The organism is Advenella kashmirensis W13003 (assembly GCF_000506985.1).
GTDB lineage: Bacteria > Pseudomonadota > Gammaproteobacteria > Burkholderiales > Burkholderiaceae_B > Advenella > Advenella kashmirensis_A.
Genome location: NZ_KI650979.1, coordinates 1,109,240 through 1,125,836, shown reverse-complemented (window position 1 = coordinate 1,125,836; position 16,597 = coordinate 1,109,240). Strand labels below are relative to the sequence as shown.

Annotated in this window: 16 protein-coding genes; all 16 read left to right on the top strand. The window is 57.3% G+C overall.

The window, feature by feature from the left end:
- Window positions 1-186 precede the first annotated feature (186 nt).
- The 16 genes from W822_RS29290 to eda all read left to right on the top strand — a co-directional run bounded on the left by W822_RS29290 (window position 187) and on the right by eda (window position 16,570).
- Window positions 187-699 carry a sigma-70 family RNA polymerase sigma factor gene (locus tag W822_RS29290; protein ID WP_216593287.1) on the top strand — a complete coding sequence of 171 codons (513 nt, stop codon included), beginning with the start codon at window positions 187-189 and terminating at the stop codon, window positions 697-699.
- Window positions 696-1,472 (top strand): anti-sigma factor, encoded by a 777-nt coding sequence (locus W822_RS29285; protein ID WP_024004125.1) that lies wholly within the window; start codon window positions 696-698, stop codon window positions 1,470-1,472. Before W822_RS29290 ends, W822_RS29285 begins: the two co-directional genes overlap by 4 nt.
- 172 nt (window positions 1,473-1,644) lie before the next feature.
- Window positions 1,645-2,601: a sugar kinase gene (locus W822_RS29280; protein WP_437177137.1), complete on the top strand. Its 957-nt coding sequence runs from the start codon at window positions 1,645-1,647 to the stop codon at window positions 2,599-2,601.
- Between the two features lie 182 nt (window positions 2,602-2,783).
- A complete protein-coding gene (locus W822_RS29275; RefSeq protein ID WP_024004123.1) occupies window positions 2,784-3,530 on the top strand; it encodes a FadR/GntR family transcriptional regulator in 747 nt (248 codons plus the stop codon).
- Window positions 3,527-4,372: a fumarylacetoacetate hydrolase family protein gene (locus W822_RS29270; protein ID WP_024004122.1), complete on the top strand. Its 846-nt coding sequence runs from the start codon at window positions 3,527-3,529 to the stop codon at window positions 4,370-4,372. Before W822_RS29275 ends, W822_RS29270 begins: the two co-directional genes overlap by 4 nt.
- A gap of 269 nt (window positions 4,373-4,641) precedes the next feature.
- Window positions 4,642-5,610 (top strand): Bug family tripartite tricarboxylate transporter substrate binding protein, encoded by a 969-nt coding sequence (locus W822_RS29265; protein WP_024004121.1) that lies wholly within the window; start codon window positions 4,642-4,644, stop codon window positions 5,608-5,610.
- 75 nt (window positions 5,611-5,685) lie between these two features.
- Window positions 5,686-6,153: a tripartite tricarboxylate transporter TctB family protein gene (locus W822_RS29260; RefSeq protein ID WP_024004120.1), complete on the top strand. Its 468-nt coding sequence runs from the start codon at window positions 5,686-5,688 to the stop codon at window positions 6,151-6,153.
- A 9-nt stretch (window positions 6,154-6,162) separates the two neighbouring features.
- Entirely contained in the window at window positions 6,163-7,695 is a 1,533-nt protein-coding gene (locus tag W822_RS29255; protein WP_024004119.1) for a tripartite tricarboxylate transporter permease, read from the top strand.
- A complete protein-coding gene (locus W822_RS29250) occupies window positions 7,692-8,774 on the top strand; it encodes an Ldh family oxidoreductase (RefSeq protein ID WP_024004118.1) in 1,083 nt (360 codons plus the stop codon). The genes W822_RS29255 and W822_RS29250 overlap by 4 nt, the downstream gene beginning before the upstream one ends.
- An 18-nt stretch (window positions 8,775-8,792) precedes the next feature.
- A complete protein-coding gene (locus tag W822_RS29245; RefSeq protein WP_024004117.1) occupies window positions 8,793-9,545 on the top strand; it encodes an SDR family NAD(P)-dependent oxidoreductase in 753 nt (250 codons plus the stop codon).
- A 125-nt stretch (window positions 9,546-9,670) separates the two neighbouring features.
- Window positions 9,671-10,228: a TRAP transporter small permease gene (locus W822_RS29240; protein WP_024004116.1), complete on the top strand. Its 558-nt coding sequence runs from the start codon at window positions 9,671-9,673 to the stop codon at window positions 10,226-10,228.
- A 19-nt stretch (window positions 10,229-10,247) separates the two neighbouring features.
- Window positions 10,248-11,528 carry a TRAP transporter large permease subunit gene (locus W822_RS29235; RefSeq protein ID WP_024004115.1) on the top strand — a complete coding sequence of 427 codons (1,281 nt, stop codon included), beginning with the start codon at window positions 10,248-10,250 and terminating at the stop codon, window positions 11,526-11,528.
- A gap of 30 nt (window positions 11,529-11,558) precedes the next feature.
- Complete coding sequence (locus W822_RS29230; protein WP_024004114.1) at window positions 11,559-12,578, top strand: TRAP transporter substrate-binding protein; 1,020 nt, start codon at window positions 11,559-11,561, stop codon at window positions 12,576-12,578.
- Between the two features lie 32 nt (window positions 12,579-12,610).
- Window positions 12,611-14,395 carry an IlvD/Edd family dehydratase gene (locus W822_RS29225; RefSeq protein WP_024004113.1) on the top strand — a complete coding sequence of 595 codons (1,785 nt, stop codon included), beginning with the start codon at window positions 12,611-12,613 and terminating at the stop codon, window positions 14,393-14,395.
- 81 nt (window positions 14,396-14,476) lie between these two features.
- The gene (locus W822_RS29220) at window positions 14,477-15,886 is read left to right on the top strand and encodes an FAD-binding oxidoreductase (protein WP_024004112.1); all 1,410 of its coding nucleotides are present in this window, start codon (window positions 14,477-14,479) and stop codon (window positions 15,884-15,886) included.
- A gap of 45 nt (window positions 15,887-15,931) precedes the next feature.
- Entirely contained in the window at window positions 15,932-16,570 is a 639-nt protein-coding gene (gene eda / locus W822_RS29215) for a bifunctional 4-hydroxy-2-oxoglutarate aldolase/2-dehydro-3-deoxy-phosphogluconate aldolase (RefSeq protein WP_024004111.1), read from the top strand.
- The last annotated feature ends 27 nt before the right edge of the window (window positions 16,571-16,597 follow it).

Here is a 16,597-nt window from a genome sequence, read left to right as displayed (position 1 = left end):
AGCGCATCATAATCGTGCGTGCACCCTGGCAGCCCGCCCGGCCTTTGCAGCAGCGCAATATCGACGACAGAAACAGAAAATGCATTGACGACAAATGAAATTTCGTGTGAATATCGGATTCAGACTGACAAAAACGTAAACAAATACATGGCGCAAACTGGCGACCAAGAGCATCGCAATCTTCTATTGGCAGTTTCTCGAAAGGACAGGCACGCATTCGAAGCGTTGTACCTGCAGGTGTCGCCTCGCCTGTATGGGGTTGCCCTGCGCATGCTCAAGCGTCCCGAACTGGCCGAGGAATTGCTGCAGGACGTATGCATTACAATATGGGATCAGGCTGGCAATTACAATAGTGATTACAGCGCGCCTTTGACGTGGATGACCAATATCGTTCGCAATCGGGCGATCGACCGTCTGCGCCGCCTGGAGTCGTCCAATCCTGCGGTTGACGATGATATGGATTTGCTGCACGGTACCGATCCCGGGCCGTTGGCACTTTATGAGCAGGCACAGTCCTCACAAAGGCTGGACGATTGTATGAAGCAATTGTCGGCGGAACAACGCCAGAGTATTTTTCTTGCCTATTACCACAGCCTCTCCCATGCCGCGATTGCCAAAAAAATGGGGCAGCCGCTGGGAACCACAAAGAGTTGGATCAGACGAGGCCTTGCGCAATTGAAGGGGTGTCTGGGATTATGAATGAATCCAAACCGGACGATTTGCTCGCGGCGGAATACGTGCTTGGCACCCTGCGTGGCGGGGCTCGCCATCGTTTTGAACAGCAAATTGCAAACAATCCCGCTCTGGTGCGCGAAGTTGCAGCCTGGCAGCAAGCCTTTGCCCATCTGGACCTGAACGACGAACCGGTGCAGCCACCCGCTCGTGTCTGGCAGGCTATCAGCGAAAGACTATCACGTGATGCCGCGCAGGCTGCTCGCAACGAAGATACATTCAATCAGGCTCATTACCCCGATACTCAGGAGTCATCAGCGCCTCCCAGATTCGACATGGCACGCAAAGTCAAGATATGGCAAATGACAAGCGCAGCTCTGGCTGCCTGCCTTGTTGTGGCCCTCTTCTGGCCGGATTCTGTGGGTCGCCGGGACGATGCCGCTCTCGTCCGACCCATTGCCGTGCTGTCTTCGACAACACCGAATTCGGTCTCGCATCTGATTGCCGGCTACGATGCACGCCAGCGATCCTTGATGTTCACTCCACTGAATGTGACGACTACCGATGCACAGCACAGTCTGCAGTTATGGCGGATCGGGGCGGACAAAAAGCCGGTTTCCCTCGGGCTGCTGGACCCTGGCAAGCGTACCCGTATCGACTATGAAACACTATCGACGCTTGAAGGCATGACGCTTGCAGTCAGTCTTGAACCTGCGGGAGGCTCACCTACCGGCCAGCCGACAGGTGCGGTGCTGTATGCAGGGGTGGTGGCATTGGCGTCCAACGCGCCCGGCAAGTGAGCTAGAATGGCGACGGCTGTTTCATCCGGGCCTGCAACATATATTCAACTTCATTTCCGGTGTTGTGACGCAGTGCCGTTCGAGCGATCCGAGCCGGCAGCAACCTGCCGGGCCGCAGAGGCCACCCGGAAAAAACGGTTCACTGGCCGTACGGCAAAACAGATGATAAAAAATGGAGAACAGAAACATGGCGACCTATGACGTGGCGCTGCTGGGGGAAATGATGGTGCTGCTGACGGCAGCCGACGAGGGCCCCCTGGCCTCGGTGAACACCTTCCATAAAATGACGGCTGGCGCCGAAACCAACGTGGGAATTGCACTGGCGCGCCTGGGAACGCACGTCGCCTGGGCCAGCCGGCTGGGTGACGACACCATGGGCGCTTATCTCAAAAACGTCATGCAGGAGGAAGAGATCGATTGCTCGCAGGTACAGATGATGCCCGGTCAGCGCACCGGTTTCATGCTCAAGGGCAAGGTGGCCGAGGGCGATCCGCCGATTGAATACTATCGTTCGGGCTCTGCGGCCAGCGCCATGACGGCCGATGACCTGGATACGGACTGGCTGGCCCAGGCCCGCCATCTGCATGTCACCGGTATTTTCCCCGCCCTGAATGCGGGCACCTACGCGCTGACCGTGGCGGCCATGAAGCAGATGCGCCACGCAGGCGGCACCGTTTCGTTTGATCCGAATCTGCGCCCTGCGCTATGGGGTTCACCTGACATTATGCGAACCAGTCTGAATGAACTGGCGACGCTAGCCGACTGGGTGCTGCCAGGCCTGGAGGAAGGCCGTATTCTGACGGGCGCAGACAGCGCCGAGGGAATCGCCGCCTTTTATCGTAAACTTGGCGCGCAGGCGGTGGTGGTCAAGCTGGGTGCGCAGGGTGCTTTTGTGCAGACAGCAGAGGACACTTTCACGGTCTCCGGCTATCCGGTGGAAAAAGTCGTGGACACCGTCGGCGCCGGCGACGGCTTTGCAGCAGGCCTGATCAGCGGCCGCCTCGAAGGGCTGGACTGGCAGGCATCCGTGCGCCGCGCCGCCATCATCGGCGCCTGCGCCGTACAGGTGGCCGGCGACACCGAAGGCTACCCGGATCGTGCCAAGCTGGCGGAGTTGGACGCGGTTTGAGTTTGTAATCAAACGCAGCCGGGCTCGCGCTCAAAAACAGTTATTCTGATCGTCATAGGGTTTCCTATAATTGTGAAACCCCGTTCAGTGGTCTTACCATCAAACGCAATTGACATGTACGCGCCTGAATGGACGTTCTCGCGCTGTTTGCCCCATTAAGCAGAACAAGAGACCAGAGACAAGTGATATTTGAAGCGATCAAATCCCGTTCGGTATCGGAACTGGTTGCCCAGCGACTAATCGACATGATCCGCAAGGGTCAGTTGGTTGCTGGTCAGCAATTGCCGCCGGAACGCGAGCTTGCGGTGCTGTTCGATGTGGGCCGGCCGGCAGTGCGTGAAGCCATCCGCGGGCTGTCGCTGCTGGGGCTGGTCAAGATCCAGCAGGGCGAGGGCAATTTCATCAGTTCCCTGAATGTGGAAGATCTGATGGAGCCGCTCAGTCTACTGATCGACCTGCATGTTGACCAGATCAACGAACTGTTTGCCGCCCGCAAGATTATTGAAGGCGGCATCACGCGCCTGGCCTGCGAACGGCTTACCGATGCCGAGATCGAACGCCTGCGCCTTAATATCGACGAAGCGCGCGCCGCGCTGGAGCGCAACGACCATGACGGCATCCGCCGGCTGGACATCGAGCTGCACGAAACCATCATTAACGCCTGCGGCAATGTCTATCTGCAAAAAGTGGCGCAGGGTATCCGCTTGCTCAGTCGCAAGAGCCGTACGATCACAACCGTCATTCCGTCCATTCTGCAGTCCACCTTCGATGACCACGAACACATCGTGCAGGCGCTGGCCGAACGCAATCCGGCCAAGGCTGCCGAGGCCATGTACCGGCATCTGGATCACGTGCAACAGCACTACAACAACTATCAGCAGGCCGGCGCAGCGGCACCGGAACACACAAACCAACAGGAGTCAGTATGAAACTCATCCGTTATGGGGACAATAAGCAGGAAAAGCCCGGCGTCGTAGACAGCGATGGCCGTATCCGTGATCTGTCGGGCGTGGTCAGCGACATTGATGGCGATACGATCAGCGCAGAGGGCCTGGCGCGCCTGCGCAAGCTGGATATCACGACCCTGCCTGTCGTCGAAGGCAATCCCCGCATCGGTCCCTGCGTCGGCAAGATCGGAAAATTTGTCTGCATCGGTCTGAATTACTCTGATCATGCGGCAGAGTCCGGTTTGCCCGAGCCTTCGGAACCCGTGATTTTCAACAAATGGACCAGCGCCGTTGTCGGCCCCAACGATGATGTCGCCATTCCCCGCGGATCAAAGAAAACCGATTGGGAAGTGGAACTGGGCGTGGTTATCGGCAAAGAAGCCCGTTACGTCAGCAAGGAAGATGCGCTCTCGCACGTGGCCGGCTACTGCGTGATCAATGACGTGTCCGAACGCGAATACCAGATTGAACGCGGCGGCACCTGGGACAAAGGCAAGGGTTGCGATACATTCGGCCCGATCGGTCCATGGCTGGTGACGGCAGATGAGGTGCCTGACCCGCAGGCGCTGCGTTTATGGCTGGAAGTGGATGGCAAGCGCTATCAGGATGGCACAACGGGCAAAATGATTTTTGACGTTGCCACCATTATTTCCTACCTGAGTGAATTCATGAGTCTGCAGCCCGGCGATGTCATTTCAACCGGTACGCCACCAGGCGTCGGCATGGGAGTCAAGCCCGAGCCGGTGTACCTGAAGGCCGGCCAGACCATGCGCCTGGGCATTGATGGCCTGGGAGAGCAGACACAGAAAGTGGTACAGGCCTAGTTGTGCAGGCCTGCTTGTGCGAACCTCGCGCTCGCACGGGCGCAGCGCGAAGGAGGCGCTGCGTTGTTCGGCAACCGGCGCCTATGCTGAGAAGACAGGCGTCACAACAGATCAGGCATCCGATATCCGGAAAATGGGAAAACGGATGGGTTGATCGGCAGTAAAGCGGTTTTATAACAACAATGCAGGCCGTCATACCATCGGGTGTGTGCGGACATCATATCTCAGGACCCCGGCGGCGCCGGGCGTGCCTGTAACCGGAGACAGACATGAACAAACGCAATTACTTGAAGGGTTTGCTGGGTTTGACACTTGCAGTGAGTGCCGGACTGGCGCACGCGGCCTATCCCGAGCGGCCCATCACCATGATCGTGCCCTGGGGCGCCGGCGGTGGCACCGATGCCACGGCCCGCATGATCGCGACCCTGCTGGAAAAGGAACTTGATAACCCCGTTAACGTCGTCAACCGCACCGGGGGCAACGGCGTGGTCGGCCATATGGCGATTGCCAAGGCCAAACCTGACGGTTACACGCTGGGCATGCTGACCGTCGAGATTGCCACCATGAAGCACCTGGGTCTGACGACCATCACGCCAGCCGATTACACTCCGTTGGCCCTGATGAACGAGGATCCTGCAGGTGTGACCGTGAGTGCGACGTCCGAATACAAGGATATGAAAGGGCTGATGGAAGCCATCAAGGCCAATCCCGGCAAACTCAAAGCCTCCGGCACAGGACAGGGCGGTATCTGGCATATCGCCATTGCAGGCTTGGTAAACAAGGCGGGCCTGCCGCCCAACTCGGTGCCGTTCGTCCCCTCCAATGGCTCGGCGCCGGCCATGCTGGAACTGGTGGCAGGAGGCATCGACATTGTACCGACCTCACTGCCCGAAGCGCGGTCCATGATCGATGCCGGCAAAGCCAAACCGCTGGCCATCATGTCCAAGGAACGCTCTCCCATGTACCCGGATGTACCGACGTTGAAGGAAACCACGGGCAATGACTGGACAGTGGGCGTCTGGCGCGGCATTGCCGGTCCCAAGGGACTGCCTGCCGAGGTGACCGCCAAGCTGGAGGCCGCGCTCAAGAAAGTCAACGACAGCAAGGAGTTCAAGGACTTCATGTCCAAGCGCGGCTTTGGCGTGGCGTATGCCAACAGCAAGGATTATGGCGAGTATATGGCCAAATCCACTGCTGATTTTGGAGAAGTGCTCAAAGCTATCGGTATGGCCAAATAACTGATACGAACCAGGTAGCCGGTCGAATGCGTCGTTTCGCATCCGGCCGCACTGCCGACTCTGTGGAACACGCCCATGAAGATCAGTGATACCCTTTCCGGCATACTCCTCGGCATCTTTGCCGTCATCATTTTTGTCATGGCTCTCTCGTTTCCGCCCACCCCCGGGCAGGAATTCGGTTCGGGCCTGTTTCCCAGGCTGATTGCCATCGGCCTTTTTATTTGTGCCGTCTGCCTTGTTGTGCAAAGCCAGCGGCGCGGCGACAACCAGCGCTGGCTGGCCTGGCCGGGCCTGAACGTTGTGACTTTCCTGCGTTTCTGCATGATCCCGGCGGCGCTCATTTTCTATTTCCTGACTGCAGAATTCCTGGGCTTCTTTATTTCATCCGGAATTATTTTGATGATCACCTTTCTGGTGTTTGGGGTCAGGCCGTTGCGTGGTTTAATTTTGACGATCATCAGCGTGCTGGTCATCCACTTTTCCTTCTACAACATTCTGGAAGTTCCGCTGCCATGGGGACTGCTTGAATCTTTTGCGTGGTGACCTATGTTCATGGACAACTTTACCGCAGCGCTGAGCCAGGTGACCGATCCGTTTGTACTGGGCGTCATCCTGGTCGCTGCAATCTTTGGACTTTTCGTCGGCGCCATTCCGGGGCTGAGCGCCACCATGGCCGTGGCCCTGCTGGTGCCGGTGACCTTTTTCATGGATCCAGTGCCGGCGATTGCCATGATGGTCACCTCTACCGCCATGGCCATTACCTCCGGCGATGTGCCGGGTTGCCTGCTGCGGATTCCGGGCACGCCTTCGTCGGCCGCCTATACCGATGAAGCTTATAACATGACCCGAAAGGGCATGGCTGATCAGGCTCTGGGAGCCAGCATCGTTTTTTCTTTTGTTGGCGGACTGTTCGGCACGCTCGTGCTGATTACCTGCGCACCCATGCTGGCCAATTTTGCATTGAATTTCTCGTCCTACGAATTTTTCTGGCTGGTCGTGCTGGGGTTGTCCTGCGCCATTGTGATTACACCAGCCAGCCAGCTCAAGGGATTTGTGTCGCTGCTCATCGGCCTGTTGCTGGCCTGCGTGGGCATGAACAACCCGGCGGCCTATCCACGTTTCACCTTCGGTAATGAGGACTTAATGAACGGGGTGACCTTGCTGCCCATGATGGTCGGCATGTTCGCCATCGCTGAAGTGCTGCGCTATGCAGTCAATTCACAGGACCGGCTGGGCGAAGTCAAGGCGCAGATTGGCAATATTTTTACGGGCATGTGGACGCTGACCAAAAAATATCCTGCATCCATCCTGCGTGGCAGTGTGCTGGGTACCATCGTCGGTGCGTTGCCGGGGGCGGGCGCTGATATTGCAGCCTGGATGTCCTACGGCATGAGCAAGAAGTTTTCCAAAGAGCCGGAAAAGTTCGGTACCGGCCATGTGGAAGGCATTGTCGAGGCAGGCGCGTCGAACAATTCAGCGCTGGCAGGCGCATGGATTCCGGCGCTGGTCTTTGGCATTCCTGGGGACTCGATCACCGCAATTGTGGTCGGTGTGCTGTATATGAAGAACCTGACACCGGGGCCCATGATTTTTACCAATAACGCCGTGGAAATGTATTCCATTTTCCTGGTGTTCATTATTGCCAATATCCTCATGTTGCCGCTGGGCTATGCCCTGGTCAAGATTGCGCGGAATGTGCTGCGGGTGCCACGCTCGCTGTTGATGCCCATTATCCTGCTGTTCAGCATTGTCGGGACCTTCTCGATCAACAACAGCCCGTTCGACGTCATCATCATGATGATGATGGGACTGCTGGCCTATGTGATGGAAGAGAACGAATTTCCCATCGCGCCGGCCGTGCTGGGAGTGGTCCTGGGCGGCATGCTCGAAGAAAACTTTATTTCATCCATGATCAAGGCCGATGGCGACTTTTCCATGTTCTTCAGCCGGCCGATTGCTGCGATTCTTGGCGTGGTCGCCATTCTGATCTGGACCATTCCCATTATTAAAATTTTCTTCGGCAAGTCCCGGCCGCCATCGGGCGGCAATGAGGATCCGGTCACCAAACCAGGAATCACGACATGAATCACACCGCCCAATCACTTGCACAACAAGGAGGCGAACGCTACGATGCCCAGGCGCTGCGCGAATTCGCCCAGGCCCTGCTGACGAAGGCAGGTGCGGCGGACGACATCGCCCGAAATGTGGCCGACGTCCTGCTGGACGGCGATTTGCTGGGTCATACCACGCACGGCCTGGCCTTGCTCAATCCGTACCTGAATCAGCTTGAACAGGGACAGATGACAAAGCAGGGTACGGCTGATGTGCTTTCCGATAAAGGCGCATCGCTGCTGCTGGATGGCAAACGTCTGCCAGGTCCCTGGCTGGTCAACCAGGCCATTGACGCGCTGGTACCTCGAGCCCGGGAGTATGGCACGGCAACGGCGGTCATTCGCCAAAGCCACCACATTGCCTGCCTCGCAAGCTACCTGTTGCGCGCCGTACGCGAGAACATGCTGATAGTGCTCAGTTGCTCCGATCCGGCTGGCCAGAGTGTCGCGCCGTTCGGCGGCACGCGCGCCGTGTTCACGCCCAATCCGATTGCAATCGGCATACCGTCGGCCTCGCCGTTCCTGGTGGATATCTCTGCGTCCATTACCACAAATGGCATGAGTGCGCGCCTGGCAAAAGAAGGCAAACAGTTCGACGAGGAATGGCTGATAGACGGCAAAGGCAAACCCACGCGAGACCCGGCAGTGCTGACGCAGGATCCGCCAGGCACCATTCTGCCGCTGGGGGGGTTGTCTGTCGGCCACAAGGGGTTTGGTCTGGCACTGCTCATTGAAGCGCTGACCGGTGGCCTGGCGGGTCATGGTCGCGCCGATAACGTCAAGGGCTGGGGCGCGACGGTATTCATCAGCCTGTACGATCCATCAGCATTCGGCGGTAACGAGGCATTTATACGCCAGATGGACTGGATTGCCGATGCCTGCCGCAACAATCCGCCGCGTGAGGGCATTGACAATGTCCGCATGCCGGGCGATCGCGGCCTGGCGTTGTATGAGGAACAGAAAAAACATGGCGTGGTTCTGCATTCGTCTATTACACCACTGCTTGCAGCCAGCGCAGACAAATATGGCATCGCCATGCCAGTCACACTATAAATGAGACAAGGATAAGGAATGAGTCAGAACAGTTTGCAAAATCGCGTTGCCGTCATTACCGGGGGCGCGCGCGGTATCGGCTTTGCTGCTGCCAGGCGTATGCTCGCCTCGGGAGCGACAGTCGCCCTGTGGGATCTGGATGCGGACCGGCTGGCGCAGGCCGCTCAGCAGTTGGGTGAATTGGGAGCCGTCAGCACGCACACACTTGACCTGAGTGATCTGCGGGCTGTAGAAAAGGCTGCCGAGGATACGCTGCAGCAGCATGGCAAGGTGGACATTCTGGTCAACAATGCCGGCATTACCGGCGGCAACGGCGTCACGTGGGAACTGGATCCGGTCGTTTGGCAACAGGTGGTTCAGACCAATTTGATGGCACCATATTACACCTGCCGCGCATTGGTGCCCGCCATGCTCAAAAACGGCTATGGTCGCATCGTGAATATTGCCTCGATTGCCGGCAAGGAAGGTAACCCGAACGCCTCACACTACAGCGCTTCCAAGGCGGGCCTGATCGGTTTGACCAAGTCGCTGGGCAAGGAACTGGCTGAACGCAACATTCTGGTCAACGCCATTACGCCAGCGGCGGCAAGGACAGAAATTTTCGATTCCATGTCGCAGGAGCATATCGACTATATGTTGTCGCGGATTCCCATGAAGCGTTTTTTGCATGTGGACGAGGCTGCATCCATGATTTGCTGGCTGGCGTCGGAAGAATGTGCTTTCAGTACCGGCGCAGTATTTGATTTGTCAGGTGGTCGCGCCACCTATTGACGATATGGCCGTGTCATCTTTTCCGTGCAATGATGATCTTTACAAAGTTCATCATTGCACGGAAAAGAAAAGGAATGCATGCAGCCAGAAGCGGCATGACATTTGAAATATAAAGGAGATATTCAATGACGATACTGGAAAGTCCGTTTTTCCGGTCGGCGGTCACCCTGACCCATGCCATCGAGAAAGTCCTGACCTATGTACTGGGGCTTTGCGTAGTGGTCATGCTGTTGCTAGTGTTCGGCAACGTTGTGCTACGCTACGGCTTCAACTCAGGTATTACTGTATCTGAAGAGGTCGCGCGCCTGTCTTTTGTCTGGCTGATTTTTCTGGGTACGGTCATCGCCTTTCGCACCAAACAGCATTTGGGCATCAATATGCTGCTGGACCGCATGCCGGTCATGATCCAGAAAATCATTCATATCCTGCGCCAGCTCATCATCATGTGGGTACTGTGGTTGCTGATGGACGGCGGCTGGGACCAGATGGTCATCGGCGTCAACACGTCTTTGCCGGTCACGGGGTGGTCGCAGGCGCTGTTCAGCGGAATGGTATGGTTCAGTGCAATTGCCATGTTCCTGCTGGCGATTGGCGATATCGCCATTGCCATCATGACGCCGGCCGATCGTGCCTATCAATATCGTTTCAGAACGGCCGTCGACACTGTCGACGATATGGAATAACGGGCAACAGGAAACAAACATGACAGTCACTATTTTTCTTTCCGTGCTGCTCGGCTTTATGGCATTTGGCATGCCCATCGCCTTTGCCCTGCTGCTCTCCGCCATTGGCCTGATGTTCTATCTGGATTTTTTTGATGTCCAGATTCTTGCGCAGAATATGCTGGCCGGAGCGGACAACTTTTCGCTGATGGCTGTGCCGCTCTTCATGCTGGCTGGCGAAGCCATGAACGCCGGTGGAATGTCGCGCCGCATGGTTGCTCTGGCCAGTACGCTGGTGGGACACGTTCACGGCGGGCTGGGTTACGTTGCGATTATGGCAAGTGTATTGCTGGCCGCGCTATCGGGTTCGGCCGTGGCCGATTCTGCCGCCCTGGCGGCCATGCTGGTGCCTATGTTGCGCAATCGCGGCTATGACCTGAAACAGTCCTGCGGCCTGATCGCAGCCGGCGGCATCATCGCCCCTATTATCCCGCCGTCCATTTCATTCATCATTTTCGGTGTGGCCACCAATATCTCGGTCACCAAACTGTTCATGGCCGGCATCGTACCGGGGCTGTTGATGGGCCTGACACTGGTCATGGTGTGGACATTTGTGGCGCGCCGCTCCACCAGTTTCAAGCCTTTCCCCAAAGAGCCCTGGTCCGTCCGCATGAAGGCCTTGCGCGAATCGGGGTGGGCGCTGGTCTTGCCGGTGATTATCATCGGCGGCCTGCGCTTTGGTATCTTCACGCCGACCGAAGCGGCGGCGGTTGCGGCTGTTTACGCGCTGTTCGTCGGTATGGTGGTCTATCGCGAAATCAAACCGCGCGATTTGATGAAGCTGTTGGTCAACGCGGCCACGACCACAAGTGTGGTCATGTTTCTGGTGGCAGCAGCCCTGGTCACGTCCTACATGATTACGCTGGCCGATCTGCCCAAAGAACTTATCGCCATGCTCGGGCCCCTGGTCGACTCACCTACGCTTCTCATGATCGTGCTGGTGATTCTACTCACGCTGGTGGGCACCGCCATGGATCTGACGCCGACTATCCTGATCCTGGCGCCGGTGCTGATGCCGGTGATCAAGGAAGCGGGTATTGATCCGACCTATTTCGGGGTGATTTTCATCATGGTCGGCTGCGCCGGCCTGCTGACCCCGCCGGTGGGCACCGTGCTGAACGTGGTATGCGGCGTTGCCCGCATCCGCATGGAAGACATCATCAAAGGCGTATGGCCATATGTAGCCGCCTATACGCTGTTGATTCTGTTGCTTGTGATTTTTCCGCAGATTGTCACTGTACCAATGAACTGGTTCTACTGATCTGCCTATACCTATACTCTGGAGAAGACAATGAAGACTTTGAAAAAGACGATGGTTGGCCTGACAGCCGTAGCGCTATTGGGCATGAGTTCTGCGGCGGTCTGGGCCAAGGATATCAAGCCGCGCATTATCCGCTTCGGCTACGGTCTGGCCGATGACAGCCCCACCGGCAAAGCATCGGCGCATTTTGCCGAAGTAGTCGATAAACTCAGTGATGGCAAAATGAAGGTCAAGACTTTCGGCAATGGCGCGTTGGGACCCGATGAACAACTTATCAATTCTCTGATCAGCGGTTCTGGCGAAATCACGTTTGTGTCGACCGCGCCGATAGCCAGCCTGATCCCCGAGTTCGGCGTCTTCGATCTGCCGTTTTTGTTTGACAATGAAAAAGTAGCCGATGCCGTGCTGGATGGCCCGGAAGGCAAAAAACTGCTGGACAAACTGCCTGCCAAGGGTTTGATCGGTCTGAACTACTGGGAAAACGGTTTTCGCAATATCACCAATTCCCGTCACGAGATTTCCAAGCTCGATGATATCAACGGCATCAAGCTGCGGGTCATGCAGAACCAGGTGGCGTTGAGCGTGTTCAAGGGCCTGGGCGCCAATGCGATTCCGATGCCCTTCACTGAATTGTTCACTGCGCTCGAAACCAAAACAGTAGATGGTCAGGAGAATCCGCTGTCAACTATCCAGACCAGCAAATTTTATGAAGTCCAGCCTTACCTGACGCTGTCCAATCACGTTTATACGCCGTTCGTGTTCCTGGCCTCGAAAAAATGGTTCGATAAGCTCTCTCAGGATGAAAAAGACGTGATTACACAGGCAGCCGCAGACAGTCAGGCATTTCAGCGCAAGGCCAGCCGGCAGGGCAATGAGGACGCGCTCAAATATCTGAAGGAGCATGATGTGAAGGTGGCCGAATTTTCAACCGAGGAAAAAGAGAAAATCCGTGAAAAAGTCGCGCCGATTGTTGAAAGCCTGAAAGCGAAAATCGGCAAGGAAACCGTCGAAGGCGTGCTTGAGGCGGCCAAAAAAGCGTCCGGCGCTTAAGTCTCATCTTGTAGAAACAGAAGGAATCCGTTATGTCTTCGTCCGAAAAAAAGCCCTTGCGCAGTCGCCGGTGGTTTGACAACCCTGCGAACCCCGGCATGACCGCTCTGTATATCGAGCGGTATATGAATTACGGTATTACCAGGGAGGAGCTGCAATCGGGCAAGCCGATTATCGGCATTGCCCAGACGGGTTCTGATCTGTCTCCTTGCAATCGTCATCACATGGACCTGGCCACACGGGTGCGCGATGGCATTCGTGATATGGGCGGCATTCCGCTGGAGTTTCCGGTCCATCCTATTCAGGAAACAGGCAAGCGGCCGACCGCAGCCCTCGACCGCAACCTGGCGTATCTGGGATTGGTGGAGGTCCTGCACGGCTATCCGCTGGACGGTGTCGTGCTCACGACCGGCTGCGATAAAACAACGCCCGCCTGCCTGATGGCGGCGGCCACTGTCAATATTCCCGCCATTGTCCTGTCCGGCGGCCCCATGCTGGACGGTTGGTGGAAAGGCAAGCTGGCCGGTTCCGGCACGGTGGTCTGGGATGCGCGCAAGCGCCTGTCGGCCGGGGAAATCGGTTACGAAGAGTTCATGAACAATGTGGCCTCGTCCGCACCCTCAGTGGGCCATTGCAACACCATGGGTACGGCGCTGTCCATGAATTCGCTGGCCGAAGCGCTGGGCATGTCCCTGCCGGGCTGCGCCGCTATTCCGGGCCCATACCGTGAACGGGGCTGGATGGCCTATGAAACGGGTCGCCGCATTGTGGATATGGTGCGTGAAAACCTGCGTCCGTCGGACATCATGACCCAGGCTGCCTTTGAAAACGCGGTCGTGGCAGCGGCGGCGCTGGGGGGGTCGTCCAACTGCCCGATCCATATGGTAGCGATCGCGCGTCATATGGGTGTGAATCACACGCTTGCAGACTGGCAGCGCCTGGGGCCGCAAATCCCGTTGCTGGTCGATTGCCAGCCGGCAGGGCGCTTCCTGGGTGAGTCGTTTCATCGTGCCGGGGGTGTACCTGCGGTGATGAAAGAGTTGCTGGACGCAGGCAAGGTCAATGGAGACGTCATGACAGTCACGGGTAAAACCCTGGCCGACAACCTGACCGCCGTGACTGAACCGGATCGCGAAGTCATCCGCGCCTACGCCAGTCCGCTGAAAGAGGCCGCTGGCTATGTGGTGCTGAGTGGCAATCTGTTTGACAACGCGGTCATCAAGACAAGTGTGATTGACGAAAAATTCCGTGCGCGTTTCCTGTCGAATCCGGCCCATCCGAATGTGATGGATCTGAAGGCCTTTGTCTTCGAAGGGCCCGAGGATTATCACGATCGTATTGAAGACCCGGCGCTGGGCATTGATGAACAATCCATTCTGGTGATCCGCAATAGCGGGCCGGTCGGCTACCCGGGCGGGGCCGAGGTGGTCAATATGCAACCGCCGGCCTATCTGCTCAATAAAGGCATCGATACCCTTCCCACCATGGGCGATGGCAGGCAAAGCGGCACCTCGGCCAGCCCATCCATTCTGAATGTCTCGCCCGAGTCTGCCGTGGGTGGTGGCCTGGCCTTGTTGCGTACCGGCGATACCGTGAGGGTGGATCTGAATACCTGTCGTGTCGACGTGTTGATCTCCGATGAAGAGCTGGCGCAACGACGGGCTGCCTGGGTCAAACCCGAGCTGCTGAACATGACGCCGTGGGAGGAAATCTACCGCGGCATGGTCGGCCAGCAAGGAGATGGCGCCTGCCTGGAAGCGGCGACCGCCTATGTGGATATTATCGAAACCCGGGGCGAATCGCGCGATAATCATTGAACACGCATATTATTCATTTATTGATATTGACTGACGCCCTGCCTGCAGGTCTTGGACCACAGGCAGGGCAGCGAGATAACGATGACAGTTCTGGATCAACAACCTGTACGTACCCTTTCCGATGCAGCCGTTACGGCCTTTCGGGATCGCTTCGGCGAACGGTTTATCACCTCCATGGCCGTACGTGAACACCACGGCACCGACGAATCTCCCTATCCCGTCTGCCCGCCCGAAGCCGTCATTTTTCCCCGTGATACAGAAGAAGTGGTTGCTGCCGTCAACATCTGTAATCAACACAAAGTGCCGGTGATTCCATTTGGCATCGGTTCTTCGCTTGAAGGCCATGTGCTGCCTATCGAAGGCGGCATTACGCTGGACTTCAGCGAAATGAACAAAGTGCTGGCGATCAATGCCGAAGATTTTACGGTCACAGTGCAGCCGGGCGTCATTCGTACTCAGCTGAACGATGAAATCCGCCATACGGGCCTGTTTTTCCCGATCGATCCCGGCGCCCACGCCTCCATCGGTGGCATGACCAGTACCCGGGCCTCGGGAACCAACGCCGTGCGCTACGGTACCATGCGTGAAAACGTCGTCTCCATGAAGGTGGTGACCGCCGGCGGCAAAGTCATTCGCACCAGCAGTCGCGCACGCAAGTCATCTTCAGGCTATGACCTGACACGCCTGTTCGTTGGTAGCGAAGGAACGCTGGGCATCATTGTTGAAATCACAGTCCGGGTCTATCCGCAGCCTGAAGCCGTGACGGCCGCCATCTGTAATTTCCCGACACTGGAAAGCGCAGTGCAGTCGGTGATTGAAATCATGCAGTCGGGCGTGGCCATTGCCCGGGTTGAGTTCATGGATACGCGTGCGGTCAAGGCCGTCAATGCCTACAGCAAACTGACGCTCAAAGAGACTCCGCTGCTGCTGTTTGAATTCCATGGAAGCGAAACCGGCGTGCGCGAGCAGGCCGAAATTGTGCAGGAGATCGCCCGGGACAATGGCGGCATGGACTTTGAATGGGCAGAAAAATCGGAAGACCGCAAGCGCCTGTGGACGGCCCGTCATAACTCGCATTATTCAGGGCTGCAGTTGCGCCCCGGTTCCCGCTCGGTGGCCACCGACGTTTGCGTGCCGATTTCACGCCTGGCCGAATGTGTCAGCGAGACGGCGCAGGAACTCGAAGGCATGCCGTTTCCATACACCATCGTCGGTCATGTGGGCGATGGCAATTTTCATGTGCAAATGCTGATTGATCCCGACAGCCGCGAAGAATGGGAAATGTCCGAGGACATCAACCGCCGGCTGGTGTCACGCGCCATTCGCATGGATGGCACCTGCTCGGGTGAGCATGGCGTCGGCATCCATAAAATGGCCTTCCTCAAAGAAGAGCATGGCGAGGACGCGCTGGAATTGATGCGGCTGATCAAGCATGCCTATGACCCGAACAATATTTTTAATCCGGGCAAACTGGTATCCTGGCATGCGTAATCTGCAGTCGTTCTGCCCGAATCCAATCACAAAGGAAATATAACCGTGGACACACTTGCCATTCTCAAGCGCGGGCCGGTCATGCCGGTCATGGTAATACAGTCTGTCGACGAGGCATTACAGGTCACCCGCGCCTTGCTGGCAGGTGGTATCAACACATTTGAAATTACCTTGCGCACACCTGCCGCCCTGGACGGCGTGCGCGAGCTGGTGAATGCGTTTCCCGATGCGCTGATCGGCGTCGGTACTATACGGGATGCAGGCCAACTGGATGCCGCACTCAAGGCAGGCGCCCGTTTTGCCGTGTCCCCTGGCCTGCCTGCAGCGCTGCTGCCGGCGCTGGCCGCCAACCGGGTGCCTTTTCTGCCTGGTGTGGCCACGCCCACCGAGGCCATGAACGCGTTTGATGCCGGTTTTCATGCCCTGAAACTCTTTCCTGCCGAAGCGGTCGGCGGCATACCGTTGCTCAAGTCCCTGCACAGTCCGTTACCCGATATTGTGTTCTGTCCGACCGGGGGAATCCATGCAGCGAATGCGGCGGCGTATCTGGCGCTGCCCAATGTGGCTTGCGTGGGCGGCTCCTGGCTGGCGCCTGCCGATTTGGTGAAAGCGCAGGACTGGCGCGCCATTACGGCACTGGCGGCAGCGGCCAGCGTGCCGTCCGGGCAGGCCCAGTCCTCATAAAAACGATTCGGCGACTGCCCGCACCCT

Excerpts from the sequence above, each read along its gene's own strand:
- W822_RS29285 (WP_024004125.1), top strand. The coding sequence starts at position 696 with ATGAATGAATCCAAACCGGACGATTTGCTCGCGGCGGAATACGTGCTT.
- W822_RS29280 (WP_437177137.1), top strand. The coding sequence starts at position 1,645 with ATGGAGAACAGAAACATGGCGACCTATGACGTGGCGCTGCTGGGGGAA.
- W822_RS29270 (WP_024004122.1), top strand. The coding sequence starts at position 3,527 with ATGAAACTCATCCGTTATGGGGACAATAAGCAGGAAAAGCCCGGCGTC.
- W822_RS29265 (WP_024004121.1), top strand. The coding sequence starts at position 4,642 with ATGAACAAACGCAATTACTTGAAGGGTTTGCTGGGTTTGACACTTGCA.
- W822_RS29260 (WP_024004120.1), top strand. The coding sequence starts at position 5,686 with ATGAAGATCAGTGATACCCTTTCCGGCATACTCCTCGGCATCTTTGCC.
- W822_RS29255 (WP_024004119.1), top strand. The coding sequence starts at position 6,163 with ATGGACAACTTTACCGCAGCGCTGAGCCAGGTGACCGATCCGTTTGTA.
- W822_RS29250 (WP_024004118.1), top strand. The coding sequence starts at position 7,692 with ATGAATCACACCGCCCAATCACTTGCACAACAAGGAGGCGAACGCTAC.
- W822_RS29245 (WP_024004117.1), top strand. The coding sequence starts at position 8,793 with ATGAGTCAGAACAGTTTGCAAAATCGCGTTGCCGTCATTACCGGGGGC.
- W822_RS29240 (WP_024004116.1), top strand. The coding sequence starts at position 9,671 with ATGACGATACTGGAAAGTCCGTTTTTCCGGTCGGCGGTCACCCTGACC.
- W822_RS29235 (WP_024004115.1), top strand. The coding sequence starts at position 10,248 with ATGACAGTCACTATTTTTCTTTCCGTGCTGCTCGGCTTTATGGCATTT.
- W822_RS29230 (WP_024004114.1), top strand. The coding sequence starts at position 11,559 with ATGAAGACTTTGAAAAAGACGATGGTTGGCCTGACAGCCGTAGCGCTA.
- W822_RS29225 (WP_024004113.1), top strand. The coding sequence starts at position 12,611 with ATGTCTTCGTCCGAAAAAAAGCCCTTGCGCAGTCGCCGGTGGTTTGAC.
- W822_RS29220 (WP_024004112.1), top strand. The coding sequence starts at position 14,477 with ATGACAGTTCTGGATCAACAACCTGTACGTACCCTTTCCGATGCAGCC.